The following is a 20,777-nucleotide window of genomic DNA, read 5'->3' on the forward strand; positions in this document are numbered from 1 at the left end:
TGCCGGCCCCCGGCACGAGCCGGGGGGCGGCGATGCCGCGTCAGATGTCGAGGTTGGCGACCTTCAGCGCGTTTTCCTCGATGAAATCGCGGCGCGGCTCGACCACGTCGCCCATCAAGGTGCTGAAGATCTGGTCGGCGGCCACCGCGTCCTCGATGCGTACCTGCAGCAGGCGACGCGTATCCGGGTTCACCGTGGTTTCCCACAGCTGCTCGGCGTTCATTTCGCCCAGGCCCTTGAAGCGCTGGATCTGCCGGCCCTTCTTGGCCTCGTCGAACAACCAGGCATGCGCCTGGGCGAAGCTGCTGATCGACTGGGTCTTGTTGCCGCGCACGATCTGCGCGCCTTCGCGGACCAGCCCGTTCAACGCCAGCGCGACCTCGCGCAGCGGACGCAGTTCGCCGCCTTCGAAAGCCGCCATGGGCACCCAACTGATCAGTTCTTCGCCCATGTGGCGACGAACAACAGTCAACGTCGCCGATTTCTGCTCATTTGCCGATTCGAAGCGCAGCTCGTAGCGGGCGGTGCCCAGGCTGCCGCGGTTGAGCACGGCCTGCAGGGCCTCCAGGCTCGGGTGGCGGTCGCCCTCGGCTTCCAGCTGCGCCACGTCCAGCGGCGGCAGGTCGATCAGCGCGGTCAACAGCGCCGGATCGTAACGGTGCGCATTGCGCGCCACCGCCTCGTTGGCGCTGGCAAACAGCAGCAGCAGCTTCTCCAGCGCCGCACCGGTGATCGGCGGCTCGTTGCTGGCGGGAATCAGCGCGGCCCCCTCGACCGCGCTGTTGGCCAGGTAGGCGTTGAGCGCGTTGTCGTCCTTCAGGTATAGCTCCTGCTTGCCCTGTTTGAGCCGGTACAGCGGCGGCAGGCCGATGTAGATGTAGCCGCGCTCGATCAGCTCCGGCATCTGCCGGTAGAAGAACGTCAGCAGCAGGGTGCGGATGTGCGCGCCGTCGACGTCGGCGTCGGTCATGATGATGATGCGGTGGTAGCGCAGCTTGTCCGGGTTGTACTCGTCGCGGCCGATGCCGGTGCCCAGCGCGGTGATCAGCGTGCCGACCTGGTCGGAGGCCAGCATGCGGTCGAAGCGCGCGCGTTCCACGTTGAGGATCTTGCCGCGCAGCGGCAGCACCGCCTGGTTCTTGCGGTTGCGGCCCTGCTTGGCCGAGCCGCCTGCCGAGTCGCCCTCGACGATGAACAGCTCCGACAGCGCCGGATCCTTCTCCTGGCAGTCGGCCAGCTTGCCTGGCAGGCCGGCGATGTCCAGCGCGCCCTTGCGGCGGGTCAGGTCGCGCGCCTTGCGCGCGGCCTCGCGGGCGCGTGCGGCATCGACGATCTTGCCGGCGATGGCCTTGGCCTCGTTGGGGTTTTCCTGCAGGAATTCCTCCAGGCGCGCGCCGAACGCGGTCTCCACCGCAGGCCGCACGTCGGAACTGACCAGCTTTTCCTTGGTCTGGCTGGAGAAGCTCGGATCCGGCACCTTCACCGACAGCACAGCGATCATGCCTTCGCGCATGTCGTCGCCGGTCAGGTTGATCTTGGCCTGCTTGGCGATGCCGTTCTGCTCGATGTAGGTATTGAGCACGCGCGTCAGCGCGCCGCGGAAGCCGGCCAGGTGGGTGCCGCCGTCCTTCTGCGGGATATTGTTGGTGAAGCAGTACATCGTCTCCTGGTAGGAGTCGGTCCACTGCAGCGCCACTTCCACGGTGATGCCGTTGTGCTCGCCGCTGACCGAGATCACGTGCGGGTGCAGCGGGGTCTTCAGCTGCGCCAGGTGCTCGACGAAGCTGCGGATGCCGCCTTCGTAGTGGAAGTCGTCGCGGCGGCCTTCGCCGCGCTCGTCGGCGAGCACGATCTTGACCCCGGAATTGAGGAAGGACAGCTCGCGCAGGCGACGCGCCAGGATGTCGTAGTGGTATTCCACGTTGTTGTGGAACGCCAGGACCGATGGCCAGAAACGAACGGTCGTCCCGCGCTTGCCGGTCTCGCCCAGCTTCTTGAGCGGGGCGACGGCCGCGCCGTTGCTGAATTCCTGCTGGTAATGGGCGCCGCCCTGGAACACGTCCAGCAGCAGCTTCTCCGACAGCGCGTTGACCACGCTGACGCCGACGCCGTGCAGACCGCCGGAGACCTTGTAGCTGTTGTCGTCGAACTTGCCGCCGGCGTGCAGCACGGTCATCACGACCTCGGCCGCCGACACCTCGCGGCCGAGCTTCTTGCTCATCTGCTCGTGCTTGCCGACCGGGATACCGCGCCCGTTGTCCGACACCGATACCGAACCGTCGGCGTGGATCGTCACCGAGACGTGGTCGGCGTGTCCGGCCAGGGCCTCGTCGATGGAGTTGTCGACGACCTCGAACACCATGTGATGCAGGCCGGTGCCGTCATGGACGTCGCCGATGTACATCCCAGGCCGCTTGCGAACCGCCTCGAGGCCTTCCAGGGCGGTGATGCTGTTCGCGTCGTAGTTGCCGGTGCTTGGTGGGGTGTTCTGTTCGTCGGTCATTGCGCGTGCCGTAGGCTCCACAAGGCGGCGAAGACAGGCCGGGGCCGGTTCGCGCCGCTCGATAAGGGAATGACAGGAATTATAGCAGCCACGGGCACCCAGCCCCCGCGAGCCTAAGGCTGGACCAGCAGGCGCCCATGTTCCACGTGGAACCGCGCGATCGGCAACGCCATGTCGGCCAGGGCCTGCGGGGTTTCGGTCGCGGTGACGAACACCTGCGCCGGCCCGGCCTGCAGCCGCTGCAGCACGCGCCGCTGGTGGTGCTGGTCCAGTTCCGAGGCCAGGTCGTCCAGGGCGATCACCGGCCACTCGCCGCGTTGCTCGGCATAGTCCTCGGCCTGGGCCAGCAGGCAGGCCAGGGCGGTGAGCTTGGCCTGGCCGCGCGACAACGCGTCCCGACCGGGGATGGCCGCGAACTCCAGGCTCCAGTCGGCACGGTGCGGCCCGACCGAGGTATAGCCGTACTGGCGGTCGCGCTCGCGGTTGAGCAACAGCGCATCGGCCAGCGGCACCTCGTGGCGGCGCCAGCCCGGCGCGAACTCCAGGTGCTGGATGCCCAGCGCTGGCGCCAACTCCGGGCCCAGCGCCAACAGGCGCTGCAGCAGGCGTTCCAGGTAGTGCTCGCGGCGGGAGGTGAGCGGTTCGCCAGCCTCGGCCAGCTCGTGGTCCCAGGCATCCAGGGCCGCGCCGCCACCGCCGCTTTTCAGCAGGGCATTGCGCTGCTTGAGCGCCCGCGCATAGCGACGCCACAGCGCCAGGAAGTCAGGTTCCACGTGGAACAAGCCCCAATCGACGAAACGCCGGCGCGGTTCGCCGCCGCCGCTGACCAGCACATGGCTCCCCGGTTCGAAGGTGACCACCGCCAACGCCGCGCAGAGCGTGCCGAGGTAGGCGACGTCTTCACCATCGAGCCGGCCACGCCAGTCCTGCCCGCTATGGCGCAGCCCGGCGCGACGGCGGCGCGGTTGCTGCGGCTCCGGGCCGCGTTCCTGCCATTCGACGAACACGTCCAGTTCGTCCTGGCCCTGGCTGACCAGGCCATCGCGCACCCGCCCGCGGAAGCTGCGGCCGTAGGCCATCAGGTGCATGGCCTCAAGGATGGTGGTCTTGCCGGCGCCGTTGTCGCCGGTGATCAGGTTCAAGCCCGGCGCAGGCGCCAGTTCCAGCGCGGCGAAGCGGCGCAGGTGATGAAGATCGAGGCGGGAGACGTGCATACGCGGAATCGGGGCGAGGCGCTCGCACCGGGCGCACGCGGGTCGGCTCATCAGGGTAGGGCGGCAGCATACCCAAAGCTGTCGCGAACGTCCTGTCGCGGGCGGCGCCTGGCGATCGGGGTTTGGGTCGATGCGGTCGGCGAGCCTGGGGAATGGCTGGTCCTGCGAGGCCATTCGCGCCCAAAGGCGTGTTCCTGGAGACATCGATCGGCAGCGGTAAGTCCCCCCGTCGCGACTGAAGTCGCTCCCACAGGGAGCAAGTCGGGGCGTCAAGAGCGCCGGCTCACCCGGGCAAAAGAAAACCCGGCACGAGGCCGGGTTTCTTGTTGTGTTCCACGTGGAACACTAACTCCCTGCGCAGGTCAGAGGCGCAGCGGCATCACCACGTGGCGCGAGCGGGCGCTGCTGGCCTCGCGGACCAGGGCCGACGAGTTGGCGTCGCGCAGCTGGATCACGATGAACTCCTCGCGCAGCGCCGACAGCGCGTCGAGCAGGTAGTTCACGTTGAAGCCGATCGCCAGGTCGCTGACCTTGGTGTCGGCCTCGATCTCTTCCTGCGCTTCTTCCTGCTCGGGGTTGTGCGCGCTGATCTTCAGTTGGCCCGGCGAGACTTCCACGCGCACGCCGCGGTACTTCTCGTTGGACAGGATCGCCGCACGCTGCAGCGCGGCGCGCAGCGCCTCGCGATCCAGCTTGACCTCGCGGTCGGCGCCGATCGGGATCACCGCTTCGTAATCGGGGAACCGGCCGTCGATCAGCTTGGAGGTGAAAGTGACATCGTCGCGCTTGACCCGCACGTGGCTACGGCCCACTTCCAGCTCGACCTCGCGATCGCCGCCTTCCAGCAGGCGTTGCAGCTCGGTCACGCCCTTGCGCGGCACGATGATCTGGCGCTTGGCGCCGCCGGCGTTCTCCAGTTCGGTCTCGCACAGCGCCAGGCGATGGCCATCGGTGGCCACGCAGCGCAGAGTCTGGTCGCGCAGGTCGAACAGCAGGCCGTTGAGGTAGTAGCGCACGTCCTGCTGCGCCATCGCGAACGCGGTGCGCTCGATCAGTTCCTTCAGCGCCGCTTCCGGGACCAGCACCCGCTCGGTGGCTTCCACTTCGTCGACCGAGGGGAAATCGTTGGCCGGCAGCGTGGCCAGGGTGAAGCGGCTACGCCCGGCCTGCACGGTGATCTTGTCGCCGGTCTGCGAGACGGTGATCTTGCTGCCGTCGGGCAGCGCCCGAATGATCTCGAACAGCTTGCGTGCCGGAATCGTGGTTTCGCCGTCCTGGGCGTCGTCGACCGCGATACGCGACACCATTTCCACTTCCAGGTCGGTACCGGTCAGCGACAGTTGCCCGTCGTGCACCTGCACCAGGAAGTTGGCCAGAACCGGCAAGGTCTGGCGGCGTTCGACCACATTGACGACTTGCGCCAATGGCTTGAGGAAGGCTTCGCGCTGCAGTGTGAAACGCATGTGGTTCCGTGCCCCTATGCTTTAAAAAGATATGGAATAAATCAAAAGCTTGGTGGTGATGGTAGAGCGATTTTCGGTGCAAAGGTAGCTTAACTATCTGGAATGCAAGGGTTTTTCGCCCTCTCAATCCCGGGTATTACTGCCCCTGAAGGGGTGGGGAAACCTGTGGATAGTTTTGCCGGCGCCGCCGCGCTGCACTTTATCCACAGTTTCTACCGGATTTGTCGCGAAGTCATGCACCGATTTATCCGGCGCTTCCGACCATGCCGCACCGGCGCGTTCGCAAGGGTGCGGATCCGCGCCTCTCCGGCGCAATGCCGGCCCGCTACTCGCTCAGCTTGCGGATCAGCTTGTCCCAGTCCTCGCGCAGCTTGCCGTCGGTCTCCATCAGGTGCTTGATCTGCCGGCAGGCGTGCAGCACGGTGGTGTGGTCGCGGCCGGCGAACGCATCGCCGATCTCCGGCAGGCTGTGTTCGGTCAGTTCCTTGGTTAATGCCATCGCCACCTGCCGCGGCCGCGCCAGCGAGCGGGTGCGGCGCTTGGACAGCAGGTCCTTGATCTGCAGGCCGTAGTAGTCGGCCACGGTCTTCTGGATGTTGGGGATGCCGATCGCCTGCTGCTGCGCGCGCAGCAGATCGCGCAGCGTCTCCTGGGCGAACTCGGTGGTGATCGCGCGGCCGGTGAAGTTGGCGCGGGCGGCCAGCGTGTTGAGCGCGCCTTCCAGGTCGCGCACGTTGGAGCGCATCTTCTTGGCGATCAGGAACGCCACGTCGTCGGGGATCTCGGCGCCGCGTTCGCGCGCCTTGGCCAGCACGATCGCCGCGCGGGTCTCGAAGTCGGGCGGGTCGATCGCCACCGACAGGCCCCAGGCCAGGCGCGACTTCAGCCGCGGCTCCAGGCCTTCGACCTCGCGCGGGTAGCGGTCGCAGGTCAGGATGATCTGCTGGCGGCCGTCGAACAGCGCGTTGAAGGTGTGGAAGAACTCTTCCTGGGTGCGGTCCTTGCCGGCGAAGAACTGGATGTCGTCGATCAGCAGCGCGTCCACCTGCTGGAACTGGCGCTTGAACTGGTCCATGGTCTTGTCCTGCAGCGCGCGGATCATCGCGCTGAAGAACTGTTCCGAGCGCAGGTACATGACCCGCGCGTTGGGGTTCTGCTCGCGCATCGCGTTGCCGGCGGCGAACATCAGGTGGGTCTTGCCCAGGCCGGTGCTGCCGTACAGCAGCAGCGGGTTGTGCGCGCGGTCGCCGGGTTTCTGCGCCGCCTGCGTGGCCGCGGCCAGGCCGAGCTGGTTGCTGCGGCCTTCGACGAAGTTGGCGAACGTGTAGTGCGAGTCGAGGTTGCCGGCGAACGGTTCCAGCAACGGCGCCGGCGGCGTGCGCGCTGCGGCCGCATCGCTGGCGACCGGGGCCACCGGCTCCGGCGCGCGCGGACGCGAGCCGACCTGCAACGCCACTTCGCCGCTGCCGGCGAAATAGGTCATCAGTTCGCGGATCCGCGCCAGGTAGCGCTCGCGCACCTGTTCGACGATGAAGGCGTTCGGGGCGTACAGGACCATGCTGTTGTCATGGCGCTGTTCGGCTTGCAGCGGTTTCAACCAGGTGTGAACGTCCTCGGCTGGAAATTCAGCTTCCAGACGTTCCAGGCAACGGGGCCAAGCATCCATCAGATGTAATTCATTGAGAGACCAGGCGTGAGGCGCGAACGATCGCGGCGCACTCGGCCGGTGAAAAGAGGAAAGCGGATGGGTCAGACTACCATCGGCACGCAGGGTCTGGAATGGTTTTCCCGCATCTATGCACAGATCCATCCACAGGCCGCACGCAGCGGCTGTCCTGGCGCCGGATAAAGAGCAGTTGACCGCACCCCGGTTGGTTCTATAGAATTTCCGGTTCTTTCCGCCTCATTCAGACAGAGCGCCCCGATGGCCACCAAGCGCACATTCCAGCCCAGCAACCTCAAGCGCAAGCGCGACCATGGCTTCCGTGCCCGTATGGCGACCGCCGACGGCCGCAAGATCCTGGCCCGTCGCCGCGCCAAGGGCCGCAAGCGCCTTAGCGCTTGATTGCTTCGCCGCCCCAGGCGGCGCCTGCAATCCGGACCGTGAATCATCCCGACCCGCGTAGGCGATTTCCTCGCTCTGCGCGGGTTCGCACGTCTGCGGAATACCGCGTCGTGTTCGATGCCGCACGCCGCTGCTCCGAACCGCTGATGAGCCTGCACTGGCGCAGCGCCGATCACCCTGCGCGGCTCGGCCTTGCCGTGTCGCGCAAGGTCGACAAGCGCGCCGTGGTCCGCAATCGCATCAAACGCGTCCTGCGCGACGCCACGCGGCATCTGTTGCCGTGGCTGGCGCCGGGCGACTATGTGGTGGTGGCGCGTAGCGCCGCCGCCCAGGCCAGCGGCGAACAGCTGCGTCAGGCCTATCTGCGCCTGCTGCGTCGCGCTGGCGCATTGCCGGCCCCGGCTGCGGACGGCACAATGCCGCCGCCTCTCTCTCCTTCTTCCCCCACTTCCAAGTCAGAACCCGTTTCTGGCTGAGCCGAGCTTGCCTGTCCGATGAACCAGACCCGCCTTTTCCTGATCTTTGCCTGGCTGATGGTCGCGGCCCTGTTGTGGATGGAGTGGAACAAGGAGCACGCCGCGCCTGCGGCCGATGCGACCGCCATTGCGGCTGCGACCACGGTGCCGCCCGCGCAGGACGCCGATGCCGGCGCCAGCGGCGCCCCGGCGGTGCCGCGTGCCACCCAATCCGGCGCTGCAGCCGTGCCTGGTGCCGCCAGCGAGACCGCCGCACCGGTCGCCGCCGGCGCCGCGCCGCGGGTCACCATCACCACCGACGTGCTGCACCTGACCCTGGACGGGCGCAGCGTGTTCGACGCGGACTTGCTGATGTTCCCGCAGACCAAGCAGCCCGGCAGCCCGCCGGTGGCGCTGCTGACCGAGGATCCGGTGCATCCGTACACCGCCACCAGCGGCTGGGTCGGCGAAAACAACGCGCCGTCGCCGGGTCCGGGCGGTTTCCGTCCGGAACAGCCGGGCAAGGACTACGTGCTGGCCAAGGGCCAGGACGCGCTGCAGGTGCCGTTCGTGTGGAACGGCCCGGACGGCATCAGCATCCGCCGCGTCTACACCGTGCAGCGCGGCCACTACGCGGTGCAGATCAAGGACGAGATCATCAACCAGGGCAGCAAGCCCTGGCAGGGCTACGTGTTCCGCAAGCTGAGCCGGGTGCCGACCATCGTCAGCCGCGGCATGACCAACCCGGATTCCTTCAGCTTCAACGGCGCCACCTGGTTCAGCGCGCAGGACGGCTACCAGCGCCGTGCGTTCAAGGATTTCCTGGAAGACGGCCCGGTCAACCAGACCATCAAGGGCGGCTGGATCGCGCTGCTGCAGCACCACTTCTTCACCGGCTGGATCCCGCAGGCCGACCAGGAGGCGGTGTACGTGCTGTCCAACGACGGCCCGCGCCACGTGATCGAGGCGCGCGGCCCGGGCTTCACCGTCGCCCCCGGCGCGCGCGCCAGCAGCGAGGCGCGGCTGTGGGTCGGCCCGAAGCTGGTCAACCAGATCGCCAAGGAAAACGTGCGCGGCCTGGACCGCGTGGTCGACTACAGCCGGTTCTCGCTGATGGCGATCCTGGGCCAGGGCCTGTTCTGGGTGCTCAGCCACCTGCACACCCTGCTCGGCAACTGGGGCTGGTCGATCGTCGGCCTGGTGATCCTGCTCAAGCTGGTGCTGTATCCGCTGTCGGCGGCGCAGTACAAAAGCGCGGCCAAGATGCGCAAGTTCCAGCCGCGCATCCAGCAGCTCAAGGAGCGCTACGGCGACGACAAGCAGAAGTTCCAGACCGCAATGATGGAGCTGTACAAGAAAGAGAAGATTAACCCGATGGGCGGCTGCCTGCCGGTGCTGATCCAGATGCCGATCTTCTTCGCGCTGTACTGGGTGCTGGTGGAATCGGTGGAACTGCGCCAGGCGCCGTGGTTCGCCTGGATCCAGGACCTGACCGCGCGCGATCCCTATTTCATCCTGCCAGTGATCAACGTGGCGGTGATGTGGTTCACGCAGAAGCTGACCCCGGCCCCGGGCATGGACCCGATGCAGGCGAAGATGATGCAGTTCATGCCGCTGGTGTTTGGCGTGATGATGGCCTTCGTGCCCTCGGGCCTGGTGCTGTACTGGGTCACCAACGGGTCGCTGGGCCTGTTGCAGCAATGGTGGATGCTCAAGCGCCATGGCGAGGCGGCCACTGCTGGCGCCGGCGCCAAACCACCGGCCAAGACGAAGAAGTAAATCCGACAACGCCCGCCGCCAGGCGGGCGTTGCGTATGCGGCCGCGGCACTGCGCGGTCGCCTGTCCTGCCACCGTCCTTGCGAGTCCCGGGCCATGCTCGACCGCCGTTCCGCCTCCCTGCTGTCCACCGCGCTTTGCCTGCTCGCGCTTGCGCTGCCGGGCTGCCAGCGCAGCACGTCGTCCACGGCCACCGCCGCGGGCGCCGCGCCGTCCGCGCACGCGGCGGGCACCGACGCCACGCCGTTGCCGGGTTCGCCCGCGCTGCAGGCGCAGGCCGCGGCGATCCGCACGCAGCTGCAGGAACAGCTGGCGGCGCAGCGCAAGATCATCGTGCTGCTGGCCGACGAGGCCAAGCAGTCGCCGGCCGAGCGGCAGACCTCCAGCGGCGTCGGCCAGCAGCTGTTCCACGAAGGCCTGGAGCGGCGCGACGCGTTGGCCAGGCAATTCGATGCGTTGCTGGCGCAGCCGGACGCGCAGCGTTTCGCCGCGGTCGGCGCGCTGCTGGACTACGTCGAATCGGCGCCGGACCTGTACGACGCCGACCGCCTGGCGTTCCGCGAGATCCTGGCCGACTGGCAGACCCGCATCGGCAAGGATTCCTCGCTGCCGGCGATCAAGCTGCACCAGCGCATCGGCGAGGACCTGGAAGCGCTGGACGAGATCGAGCGCAGCTACAACCGCGAGATCACCGCGATCTTCAGCCGCTTCGACCGCACCCGCGCGATCGTGCAGAAGCGCGAGAAGTGGGAGGACTACGTCGCCCACCTGGGCACGCTGTACACGCGCGAGCGGATCCTGCGCGACTACGGGGTGATCACCCCGTATCCGATGTCGATGCAGGACAGCGACCGCGAAGTGTTCGGCCGCGACCTGCCGCCGAAGACGGTGGTGCTGAGCTTCGACGACGGCCCGCACCGCGAGTACACCGACGAGATCGTCGCCATCCTCAAGCGCTACGACGTGCCGGCCACGTTCTTCGAGGTCGGCCGCAACCTGGGCAAGCTCGATGCCGACGGCAAGGTCGAACTGGCGCCGCTGGCCAGCGTCAGCCGCGAGCTGATGGAGCAGGGCTACACAGTCGGCAACCACAGCCTGACCCACGCGCAGCTGTCCAAGGAAACCGGCGCCGCGCTGCGCAGCCAGATCCTGGACACCGACCGCATGCTGCGCGCGGTCGATGCCAAGCGCGCGCCGCTGTTCCGCTTCCCGTACGGCGCGCGCAACGCCGAAGGCATGCAGATCCTCGGCGAAGCCGGGCTGAAGTCGGTGATGTGGAACGTGGACTCGCTGGACTGGGCCGATCCGGTGCCCGAATCGATCGTGCAGCGCGTGCTCGAGCAGGTCGGCCGCGAGCAGCGCGGCATCCTGCTGTTCCACGACATCCACGCGCGCACGGTCAAGGCGCTGCCGCAGATCCTGGACCGGCTCAGCGCCGACGGCTACCAGTTCGCCGCCTGGAACGGGCGCGACTTCAGCGTGGCGCGCGCGGCGGCCAACGCCGCGGCGCCGGCGGTGACCAGCGGCTACGACAAGTCGTGGGCGATCGTGATCGGCATCGACGACTACGCGCACTGGCCCAAGCTGCAGTACGCGGCCAACGACGCGCAGGCGATCGCGCAGACGCTGACCGGCAGCTTCGGTTTCCCGTCGTCGCAGGTGATCGTGCTGAAGAACCAGGAGGCCACCCGCAACAACATCCTGGCCGCGTTCCACGACCGCCTGGCGCACGGCGGGGTGGGCAAGAACGACCGCGTGTTCGTGTTCTTCGCCGGGCATGGCGCCACCCGCAAGCTCGCCTCCGGGCGCGACCTGGGCTACATCGTGCCGGCCGACTCGGACCCGGCGCAGTTCGCCACCGACGCGATCCCGATGACCGAGATCCAGGACATCGCCGAGAGCCTGGAAGCCAAGCACGTGCTGTTCGTGATGGACGCCTGCTACAGCGGCCTGGGCTTGACCCGCGGCGGCGGCGGCACCGGCGCCTATCTGCGCGAGAACGCGCGGCGCGTGGCGCGGCAGATGCTCACCGCCGGCGGCGCCGACCAGCAGGTCGCCGACAGCGGCCCCAACGGCCATTCGGTGTTCACCTGGGTGCTGCTGCAGGCGCTGTCGGGCAAGGGCGACCTCAACGGCGACGGCCTGATCACCGGCACCGAACTGGCCGCGTACGTGGCGCCGGCGGTGTCGAGCATCTCGCCGCAGACGCCGGCGTTCGGCAGCCTGCCCGGCTCGCAGGGCGGCGAGTTCGTGCTGCAGGTGCCGGACGGCGACGAGTTCCTGACCGCCAACACCCAGCAGCTATCCTCGGCGGCGATCGCGATGAACGACCGGGTCGCGGCGGCGGTGCCGGCGGTGGCCACGCCCGCCACGGCGACGGCGGCATCGGCCGCGGCACCGGCGGCCAAGCCGACCGTGGTCAAGGACCTGCAGGGCGGCGAGCGGCCGCTGGCGGTGCCGGCCGCCGCCGGGCCGCTGTCCGATCGCCAGCAGGCGCAGCGCGCCAACGACCGCGGCCTGCAGCTGTACAAGGAAAAGCGCTACGACGAGGCCGAGGCGCAGTTCACCGAAGCGCTGAAGCTGCGACCGGACTTCGCGCTGGCGGCCAACAATCTCGGCTTCATCTACTACCGCCAGGGCAAGTACGCACAGGCCGCGCGCTGGCTGGAGAACACGCTGAAGATCGATCCCTCGCGCGCGGTGGCCTACATCAATCTCGGCGATGCGTACCGGCAGATGGGCGATGCGGCCAAGGCCAAACACGCGTTCCAGACCTATCTGGAACTGCAGCCGAGCGGCGCCTCGGCGGCCTACGCGCGCACCCAGCTGCAGACGTTGTAGCCTGCAGCGCCGCCGGAACGTTCTTCGCCATGCCGCACGCCGCCGACACCATCGCCGCCATCGCCACCGCCCCGGGTGCGGGCGGGGTCGGCGTGGTGCGCGTGTCCGGGCGCCTGGCCGCGGCGATCGGCGCCGGTCTCGGCCTGGGTACCTTGCCCGCACGCACCGCGCGCTATGCGCGCTTTCGCGATGCGCAGGGAGAGACGCTCGACGACGGCATCGCGCTGTGGTTCCCGGCGCCGCGCAGCTTCACCGGCGAGGACGTGCTGGAACTGCAGGCGCACGGCAGCCCGGTGCTGTTGCGGCAACTGGTGGCGCGCTGCTGCGAACTCGGCGCGCGGCCGGCGCGGCCGGGCGAGTTCAGCGAGCGCGCCTTCCTCAACCGCAAGCTGGACCTGGCCCAGGCCGAGGCGATCGCCGACCTGATCGCCGCCGGCGACCTGCGCGCGGCGCGCGCGGCGCGCCGGTCGCTGGACGGCGTGTTCTCGCGCCGCGTCGAAGCCCTGGCCGAGCATCTGGTCCGGCTGCGCATCCACACCGAGGCGGCGATCGATTTCGCCGACGAATCGCTGGACACGCTGGGCGGCGAACAGGTCCGCGCCGGCCTGGAACAGGCACGTGCGGCCCTGGCGCAACTGCTGCTGGACGCCGAGCGCGGCCGGCGTCTGCGCGACGGCCTGCACGCGGTGCTGGTGGGGCCGCCGAACGCCGGCAAGAGTTCGCTGCTCAACGCGCTGGCCGGCAGCGAGCGCGCGATCGTCACCGACATCGCCGGCACCACCCGCGACACCTTGCGCGAGACGGTGCGCCTGGATGGCGTCGAACTGACCCTGGTGGACACCGCGGGCCTGCGCGACGGCGGCGATGCGATCGAGCGCGAAGGCATGCGCCGCGCGCGGCTGGAGCTGCAGCGCGCCGACCTGGCGCTGATCGTGCTCGACGCGCGCGCTGCGGATGCCGGCCGCGCCACCATCGCCGAAGCCATCGCCGACGTGCCGCAACGGCTGTGGATCCACAACAAGAGCGACCTGCTCGAGGCGATACCCCAGGCGACAGCCGACAGCGTGTACGTTTCCGCCGCCACGGGCAGCGGCCTGGAGCAGCTGCACGCACACCTGCGTGCGATCGCCGGGCATGCCGCCGGCGACGGCAGCGACGGCGAATTCTCCGCGCGTGCGCGCCACGTGGAGGCGCTGCAGCGCGCCGCGGAGCACGCCGCGGCCGCAGCCGCCGAACTGGGCTACGAGCGGCTGGAACTGGCCGCCGAGGAACTGCGCCTGGCGCACGCCGCGCTCGGCGAGATCGTCGGCCATCTCAGTGCCGACGATTTGCTGGGACGGATCTTCTCCAGCTTCTGCATCGGCAAGTAGGGCACGCTCCCCTTGCTCGCGGCGCTCAGGGCGCCAGTGCGGCGAGCTGCGCGCGGTTGGCCTGCAGCCACTGTTCGAACGGCTGCGGCGCCTGCCCGGTCAACGCCTGGTAGTCGCCGGTGACGGTGGCTACGCGGCCGGCGGCGGTGTTGCTGTCGAACGAGGCCAGCACGCGCGCCAGCGGCTCCGGCAGCCCGGCGCCGACCATGCCCTGGACCAGGCCTTCGACCGGGACCGGCACGACCTGGATCGGCTTGCCGAGCGTCTGCGCGACCAACGCGGCGATCTCGGCGGTGCTGTAGGCGCGCGCGCCGCTGAGGGTCAGCGTGCGCCTGGCCTCGCCGCCGCCGGCCAGCGCGACCGCGGCAGCGCGCGCCAGGTCGTCGCGGGCGATATGCGCGATGCGGGCGTCGCCGGCGGCGCTGTACCAATGGCCCGAGGCCAGCACCGACGGCAGGCTCATGAACAGGTTCTCGAAGTACCAGTGGTTGCGCAGCACGGTCCAGCCGGGCAGGGCGCTGGCGGCGATCGCATCCTCGCTGCCGGCGTGGTCCTGCGCGATCAGCAGCGGCGAATCGTGCGGCTCCACGCAGGAGGTGTAGACCAGATGGCGGACGCCGGCGCGCGCGGCGGCGGCGATCGCGGCCTGGTGCTGCGCGAGGCGATGGCCGGGGCGGTCGATCGCATCGGTGCTGATCAGCAGCAGGCGTCCCACGCCCGCAAACGCGGTGTCGAGCGATGCGGGTGCGTCGAAGTCGCCGTGGCGGACCTCTACGCCGCGCGCCGCCCAGGCGCTCAGGGTCTCGGGACGGCGGGTCAGGGCCACGATGCGTGCCGGCGGCAGCTGCAGCGTGTCCAGCAGGTGGGCCAGCACGCGCTGGCCGAGCTGGCCGCCGGCGCCGGTGACGAGCAGGGAGTCGGGGTGAGTGGACATGGGTTTCCTTGGGGAGTGGACGGTGCCGGCGCTCGCCAAGCGGCGCTGCCGTGCAACCCGACCGTGGTGGTCTGGAAAAGGAACCAGGTGCATAGTAGGGATCGCCGCAGGGCTGTAAATACGGCACTTTTCCCGCCCCTGATTACCTCGAGGTAACCGCCATGTCCGCCTCCGCGCCGTTTGCCGCCGTGTCGGCCGCGCCACCGCTGAGCCAGAAGCTGCGCGACTACCGCGGCGAGGGCATGCCGATCGACCGCTGCCCGGTACGCGACGTGCTGGCGCAGATCGGCGACAAGTGGAGCACCCTGTTCCTGTTGCTGCTGGCCGAGCGCCCGCACCGCTTCGGCGAATTGCGCCGCGCGGTGCCGGACATTTCCCAGCGCATGCTGACCCAGACCCTGCGCGACCTGCAGCGCGAAGGCCTGGTCGCGCGCGCGGTGCTGCCGCTGGTGCCGCCGGGCGTGGAATACCGGCTGACCATGCTGGGGCAGTCGCTGGCCGCGCCGCTGGCGCAGCTGGTGCAGTGGGCCGAGGCCAATCACGCCGCGGTGCGCGCGGCGCGTACCGCGTTCGAAAGCGCACTGCCGGATGCCACGGCCAGCGACAGCCGCCGCCGCGCGTAGCCGCCGCCGCGCCGCGCACGGCGGCGCAAGACCGCGCCAATTTCCAATACCTCCGCCGCGCGCTCGCGCAGCATGCCGTTGCCGGCGCATCGCGCGCCGGTTGCCAGCGCCGTTGCCGCGGCGCCGGCCTTCGTGCAGCCGAGGAAGTCCGTATGCGTTCGAAAATCGCCGCCGCCCTGCTGTCGTCGAGCCTGCTGTCGCTCGGCGCGTTCGCCGCGATGGCCGCGCACTCGCCGTCGGCGGCCGTGCGCTCCGCCGCCACGCCGCCGGTCGCGGTCGCCCCGCAGTACGACACCACCCACGTCTACGTCGCGCCGGCCGATGTGGACCGCTTCGTCGCCAGCTTCCTGGCCACCTTCGGCGGCACCAGCACGCGTCAGGTGGTGGCGACGGTGACGCCGACGCCGAGCAGCACCACCTCGCAGCTGCTGCAGACCCCGGTCGGCACGGTCTCGCTGTTCGGCTTCACCACGCCGATCCCGCATCCGTTCGGCGCCGAGCGCAACGGCCTGCTGGTGCGCGACCTGGACCAGGCGGTGGCCGCGGCGCGCGCCGCCGGTGCCGACGTGCTGGTCGCGCCGTTCCCCGACCCGATCGGCCGCGATGCGGTGGTGCAATGGCCGGGTGGGGTCAACACACAGCTGTACTGGCATACCACCGCGCCGTCGTACGCGGCGTTCCGCACGCTGCCGGAGAACCGGGTGTATCTGTCGCCGGACCGCGCCGACGCCTTCGTGCGCAGCTTCCTCGCCTTCTCCCATGGCAAGCTCGTGGACGATGCGCGGCAGGCGCCGGGACAGGAGATCGGCCGCCCCGGCGAACACTACCGGCGCATCCGCCTGCTCTCGGATTTCGGCAAGACCACGGTGGCGGTCAGCGACGGCCACCTGCCGTATCCGTACGGCCGCGACACCACCGGTTACGAAGTCGAGGACCTGCGGCAGACCCTGGACAAGGCCAAGGCGGCCGGCGTGCGGGTGCTGGTGGCGCCGTTCGCCGCGCAGGACCGGCGCAGCGCGGTGGTGGAATTCCCGGGCGGTTACGTCGCCGAGATCCATAGCCCGCTGGCGCATTGAGCGGGGACGTGCACGGCGCCCGGCGCATGCGGCACGGTGCGTTGCTGGCGCTGGCCGGCACGATCGCGATCGCGGCGCCGGTGCGCGCCGAGGAACAAGCGCCGCAGCCGGACGCGCCGGCGACGCGGCCGCGGCCGAGTACCAACCGCTGGCAGGAAGACTGGTCGGCGCTGGCCGATCCGGCCCTGCGGCAAACGCCGCTGGACCGCTTGAAGTACCTGCCGTTGGCTGCCGACGACACGCAACGCTACCTGTCGCTGGGCGCCAACCTGCGCGAGCGTTTCGAGTCGAACGACGCGCCCGGCCTGGGCACCGGCGACGCGGCCGATGCCTACCTGCTGCAGCGGCTGCAGCTGCACGCCGATCTGCGCCTGGGCAGCGACTGGCAGGCGTTCGCGCAACTCGAGGACGTACGCGCCTATGCCAAGCGCGTGCATTCCGGCGCGGACCAGAACCGGCTCGACCTGCGCCTGGCCTTCGTCGCCTACCAGCATGCCTTCGCCGCCGGCACCTTCAAGGCGCGCGTGGGGCGGCAGGATTTCGCCTTCGACCTGCAACGCTTCGTGTCTTCGCGCGATGGCCCCAACGTGCGCCAGTCATTTGACGCGGTGTGGGCCGATTGGGAAACCGCGCGCTGGCGCGTGCTCGGGTTCGTCAGCCAGCCAGTGCAGTACGCCGATGCGCGCGCCTTCGACGACAGTTCCAGCCGCCGCGTGCGCTTCGGCACGCTGCGCGCCGAGCGCAAGGTGTTCGGCGACAACGAACTGTCCGTCTACTACGCGCTGTACTCGCGCGACCAGGCGCACTACCTGGATGGCAGCGGCCGCGAGCGCCGCCATGTGCTCGACCTGCGTTTCGCCGGCGCCGCCAGCGGCGCGGACTGGGACCTGGAAACGATGGCGCAGCGCGGCAGCGTCGGCCAGCAAGCGATCCGTGCCTGGGCGGTCGGCGCGCGTGCCGGCTACACGTGGCAGCGGCTCGCCACGCAGCCACGCCTGGGTCTGCAACTGGATGCCGCCTCAGGCGACGCGCACGCCGGCGACGGCCGCGTGGGCACGTTCAACCCGCTGTTCCCGAACGGCTACTACTTCGCGCTCGCCGGCTACACCGGCTACAGCAATCTGCTGCACGTCAAGCCGTCGCTGCAGTGGCAGGCCGCGCCGGCGCTGACCGCGACCCTGGGCGTGGGCCTGCTGTGGCGGCAGAGCACCGCCGATGCCGTGTACCTGCAGCCCACTGTGCCGGTGGCCGGCAGCGCCGGCCATGGCGGACGCTGGACCGGCCGCTATACCCAGCTGCGGCTGCAGCGTCCGTTGTCGCCGCAGCTCACCGCAGCGCTGGAAGCGGTGCGCTACGACGTCGGCCGCGCGCTGCGCCAGGCCGGCGCGCGCGACAGCGACTATGTCGGCGTGGAACTGCGCTGGGCCTGGTAGGCGTCCGCTGGACGCCGCCGCCCTGCACTTGGCGCACAACGCGACACGAATCTCCAAGACGCCGCCGCCATCGCGCGCCAGCATCGCGCTTTCCCCCGCACACCAGGATGTCGCCATGCCGCTCGCCGCTCTGCCCGTTCCGGGCGCCACGTTGCTCACGCCGGGCGACCACACCCTGATCATGATCGACTTCCAGTCGCAGATGGCCTTCGCCACGCACTCGATCGACGCAGGCGCGCTGCGCACCAACGCCGCCTTGGTGGCCAACGCCGCGGCCAGCTTCGGCGTGCCGACGATCCTGACCACGGTGGCGGAAAAGAGCTTCTCAGGGCCGATGTTCGACGAAGTGGTCGCGCCGTTCCCGGGCCAGGCGCTGCTCGACCGCACGTCGATGAACACCTGGGAAGACGCGGCGGTGATCCAGCGGGTCAACGAGATCGGCAAGCCGCGAATCGTGCTGGCGGGGTTGTGGACCAGCGTGTGCATCGTCGGCCCGGCGCTGTCGGCGCTGGATCAGGGCTTCGAGGTCTACGTGATCGCCGATGCCTGCGGCGACGTGTCGGCCGAGGCGCACAACCGCGCCATCGAGCGCATCGTGCAGGCCGGCGGCCGGCCGATGACCGCGCTGCAATACCTGCTGGAACTGCAGCGCGACTGGGCGCGCACCGACACCTACGCCACCACCACCGAGGTGGCGCGCAAGTACGGCGGCGCCTACGGCCTGGGCATCGTCTATGCCCGGACCATATTCGGTGCCCACGAAGGCTGAGCGGAGCGCGCCGATGAAGACCTATCTGGTATCGCTGGGCCTGGGCCTGCTGGTCGGCGTGATCTACGCGCTGTTCAAGGTGCGTTCGCCGGCGCCGCCGGTGATCGCGCTGGTCGGCCTGCTCGGCATCCTGCTGGGCGAGCAGTTGCCGCCGCTGGTGCAGCGGCTGCTGCGCAGCGACGCCCACCCGACCTCGTGGTTCCACCACCAGGTCAAGCCGCACGTGTTCGGCGAACTGCCGCAGCGCACGCAAGCGCCGGCGCAACCGGAACGGGGAGAGCACGACAATGGCTGAGCCGCATGCGACCGACGCCGCGCCGGACCTGATCCTGTACCGCGGCCGCTTCACCACCCTGGACCGCGCGCGTCCCAGTGCCACGGCGGTGGCGATCCAGGACGGCCGCTTCCTGCAGGTCGGCAGCGACGAGGAGATCCTGCCGTTGGCCGGCACGCACACCCGGCGCATCGACCTGCAGGGCCGCTGCGTGCTGCCGGGCCTGATCGACAACCACCTGCACCTGATCCGCGGCGGCCTCAACTACAACCTGGAACTGCGCTGGGACGGCGTGCGCAGCCTCGCCGACGCGATGGACATGCTGCGCCGGCAGGTGGCGATCACCCCGGCGCCGCAGTGGGTGCGCGTGGTCGGCGGCTTCAGCGAGCACCAGTTCGCCGAGAAGCGCTTGCCGACCATCGCCGAACTCAATGCGGTGGCGCCGGACACGCCGGTGTTCCTGCTGCACCTGTACGACCGCGCGCTGCTCAACGGTGCCGCGCTGCGCGCGGTGGGCTACGGCAAGGACACGCCGGCGCCGCCGGGCGGGGAGATCGTGCGCGACGCCGACGGCAACCCGAGCGGACTGCTGCTGGCCAAGCCGAACGCGTCGATCCTGTACGCGACGCTGGCCAAGGGCCCGAAGCTGCCCTACGACTACCAGGTCAATTCGACCCGGCAATTCATGCGCGAACTGAACCGGCTCGGCGTCACCGGCGCGATCGATGCCGGCGGCGGTTTCCAGAACTACCCGGACGACTACAAGGTGATCCAGGAACTGGCCGACGCCGGCCAGCTCACCATCCGCCTGGCCTACAACCTGTTCACCCAGAAGCCGCAGCAGGAGAAGGAAGACTTCCTCCACTGGACCGCCAGCTCGCGCTACCAGCAGGGCGACGACTACTTCCGCCACAACGGCGCCGGCGAGATGCTGGTGTTCTCCGCCGCCGACTTCGAGGACTTCCGCCAGCCGCGGCCGGACATGCCGCCGCAGATGGAGACCGAGCTGGAAGACGTGGTGCGGATCCTGGCGCAGAACCGCTGGCCGTGGCGCCTGCATGCGACCTACGACGAGACCATCAGCCGCGCGCTGGACGTGTTCGAACGCGTGGACCGCGAGATCCCGCTGCAGGACCTGCACTGGTTCTTCGACCACGCCGAAACCATTTCCGAAAAATCCATCGACCGCATCGCCGCGCTCGGCGGCGGCATCGCCGTGCAGCACCGCATGGCCTACCAGGGCGAGTATTTCGTCGAGCGCTACGGCATCGGCGCGGCGCAGGCCACGCCGCCGGTCAAGCGCATGCTGGAGAAAGGGGTCAAGGTCTCGGCCGGCACCGACGCCACCCGCGTGGCCTCCTACAACCCGTGGGTGTCGCTGGCGTGGCTGGTGACCGGGCGTACCGTCGGCGGCCTGCGCCTGTATCCGCAGCGCAATTGCGTGGACCGCGAGACCGCGTTGCGGATGTGGACCGAACACGTCACCTGGTTCAGCAACGAGGAAGGCAAGAAGGGCCGCATCCAGGCCGGCCAGTTTGCCGATCTGGTGGTGCCGGACCGCGACTATTTCGGCTGCGCCGAAAGCGATATCGCCGACACCACTGCGTTGCTGACCATGGTCGGCGGCAAGGTGGTGTGGGCCAGCGGCGCGTTCGCTGAACACGACGAAGCGCCGCCGCCGCCGGCGCTGCCGGACTGGTCGCCGGCGCGCAGCTTCCGCGGCTACGGCGCCTGGGGCGAGGCGCCGCCGGCGGCACTGTCGCAACGGATCGCGGCCAGTTGCGGCTGCGCCCACGACTGCACGGTCCATGGGCACCAGCACGCCACCGCGTGGAGCAGCCAGTTGCCGATCGCCGACCTGAAGAGCTTCTGGGGCGCGCTGGGCTGCGCGTGCTGGGCGGTATGAGCCGGATGCGCACGACGCGCGCGATCTGCACGCAGGCCGGCGGCGGTGCGCTTGGCGTGCCGCGCGCCGCCGGC

The 20,777-nt window shown here is 69.5% G+C and carries 16 protein-coding genes; 11 read left to right on the forward strand and 5 right to left on the reverse strand.

All coding sequences use genetic code 11. The annotated features are described in order from the left end of the window. Positions 1-40 precede the first annotated feature (40 nt). The 4 genes from gyrB to dnaA form a co-directional block, all read right to left on the reverse strand. On the reverse strand, positions 41-2,503 hold the full coding sequence (gene gyrB, locus H9658_RS20000; RefSeq protein WP_179570249.1) for a DNA topoisomerase (ATP-hydrolyzing) subunit B: 2,463 nt from the start codon (positions 2,501-2,503) through the stop codon (positions 41-43). Between the two features lie 113 nt (positions 2,504-2,616). Further along, positions 2,617-3,717, reverse strand: coding sequence for a DNA replication/repair protein RecF (gene recF / locus H9658_RS20005; protein WP_191826687.1), 1,101 nt, complete (start codon positions 3,715-3,717; stop codon positions 2,617-2,619). Positions 3,718-4,079: 362 nt separating this feature from the next. Beyond that, positions 4,080-5,180, reverse strand: a complete 1,101-nt coding sequence (dnaN, locus tag H9658_RS20010; RefSeq protein WP_179570245.1) for a DNA polymerase III subunit beta — start codon at positions 5,178-5,180, stop codon at positions 4,080-4,082. Between the two features lie 325 nt (positions 5,181-5,505). After that, complete coding sequence (gene dnaA / locus H9658_RS20015; RefSeq protein ID WP_179570243.1) at positions 5,506-6,846, reverse strand: chromosomal replication initiator protein DnaA; 1,341 nt, start codon at positions 6,844-6,846, stop codon at positions 5,506-5,508. Between the two features lie 258 nt (positions 6,847-7,104). On the opposite strand from dnaA, the gene rpmH reads away from it, so the two are divergent. The 5 genes from rpmH to mnmE all read left to right on the forward strand — a co-directional run bounded on the left by rpmH (position 7,105) and on the right by mnmE (position 13,688). Next, on the forward strand, positions 7,105-7,245 hold the full coding sequence (rpmH, locus tag H9658_RS20020; protein ID WP_003469983.1) for a 50S ribosomal protein L34: 141 nt from the start codon (positions 7,105-7,107) through the stop codon (positions 7,243-7,245). Next, a complete protein-coding gene (gene rnpA, locus H9658_RS20025) occupies positions 7,242-7,721 on the forward strand; it encodes a ribonuclease P protein component (RefSeq protein ID WP_225210139.1) in 480 nt (159 codons plus the stop codon). The genes rpmH and rnpA overlap by 4 nt, the downstream gene beginning before the upstream one ends. Positions 7,722-7,739: 18 nt before the next feature. Next, the gene (yidC, locus tag H9658_RS20030; protein ID WP_191826688.1) at positions 7,740-9,479 is read left to right on the forward strand and encodes a membrane protein insertase YidC; all 1,740 of its coding nucleotides are present in this window, start codon (positions 7,740-7,742) and stop codon (positions 9,477-9,479) included. A 94-nt stretch (positions 9,480-9,573) separates the two neighbouring features. Continuing rightward, positions 9,574-12,318, forward strand: coding sequence for a polysaccharide deacetylase family protein (locus H9658_RS20035; RefSeq protein ID WP_191826689.1), 2,745 nt, complete (start codon positions 9,574-9,576; stop codon positions 12,316-12,318). Between the two features lie 29 nt (positions 12,319-12,347). Next, a complete protein-coding gene (gene mnmE / locus H9658_RS20040) occupies positions 12,348-13,688 on the forward strand; it encodes a tRNA uridine-5-carboxymethylaminomethyl(34) synthesis GTPase MnmE (protein ID WP_191826690.1) in 1,341 nt (446 codons plus the stop codon). A 25-nt stretch (positions 13,689-13,713) separates the two neighbouring features. Here the strand turns inward: mnmE and H9658_RS20045 are convergent, their stop codons facing one another. Next, a complete protein-coding gene (locus H9658_RS20045; RefSeq protein WP_191826691.1) occupies positions 13,714-14,622 on the reverse strand; it encodes an NmrA family NAD(P)-binding protein in 909 nt (302 codons plus the stop codon). Positions 14,623-14,783: 161 nt separating this feature from the next. Here H9658_RS20045 and H9658_RS20050 point away from each other — a divergent pair, with 161 nt between their 5' ends. From H9658_RS20050 to H9658_RS20075, 6 genes are all read left to right on the forward strand, one after another. Continuing rightward, the gene (locus H9658_RS20050; RefSeq protein WP_191826692.1) at positions 14,784-15,245 is read left to right on the forward strand and encodes a winged helix-turn-helix transcriptional regulator; all 462 of its coding nucleotides are present in this window, start codon (positions 14,784-14,786) and stop codon (positions 15,243-15,245) included. Positions 15,246-15,397: 152 nt separating this feature from the next. Beyond that, the gene (locus H9658_RS20055) at positions 15,398-16,321 is read left to right on the forward strand and encodes a VOC family protein (RefSeq protein ID WP_191826693.1); all 924 of its coding nucleotides are present in this window, start codon (positions 15,398-15,400) and stop codon (positions 16,319-16,321) included. A gap of 26 nt (positions 16,322-16,347) precedes the next feature. Next, complete coding sequence (locus tag H9658_RS20060) at positions 16,348-17,754, forward strand: alginate export family protein (RefSeq protein WP_191826694.1); 1,407 nt, start codon at positions 16,348-16,350, stop codon at positions 17,752-17,754. Between the two features lie 115 nt (positions 17,755-17,869). Beyond that, complete coding sequence (locus H9658_RS20065) at positions 17,870-18,523, forward strand: isochorismatase family protein (protein WP_191826695.1); 654 nt, start codon at positions 17,870-17,872, stop codon at positions 18,521-18,523. A 13-nt stretch (positions 18,524-18,536) separates the two neighbouring features. Next, entirely contained in the window at positions 18,537-18,818 is a 282-nt protein-coding gene (locus tag H9658_RS20070; protein WP_179570223.1) for a DUF1427 family protein, read from the forward strand. Next, positions 18,811-20,703: an amidohydrolase gene (locus tag H9658_RS20075; protein ID WP_191826696.1), complete on the forward strand. Its 1,893-nt coding sequence runs from the start codon at positions 18,811-18,813 to the stop codon at positions 20,701-20,703. Before H9658_RS20070 ends, H9658_RS20075 begins: the two co-directional genes overlap by 8 nt. Positions 20,704-20,777: the final 74 nt, after the last annotated feature.

The sequence above is a fragment of the Xanthomonas bonasiae genome (assembly GCF_014836395.1).
GTDB classification, from domain to species: domain Bacteria; phylum Pseudomonadota; class Gammaproteobacteria; order Xanthomonadales; family Xanthomonadaceae; genus Xanthomonas_A; species Xanthomonas_A bonasiae.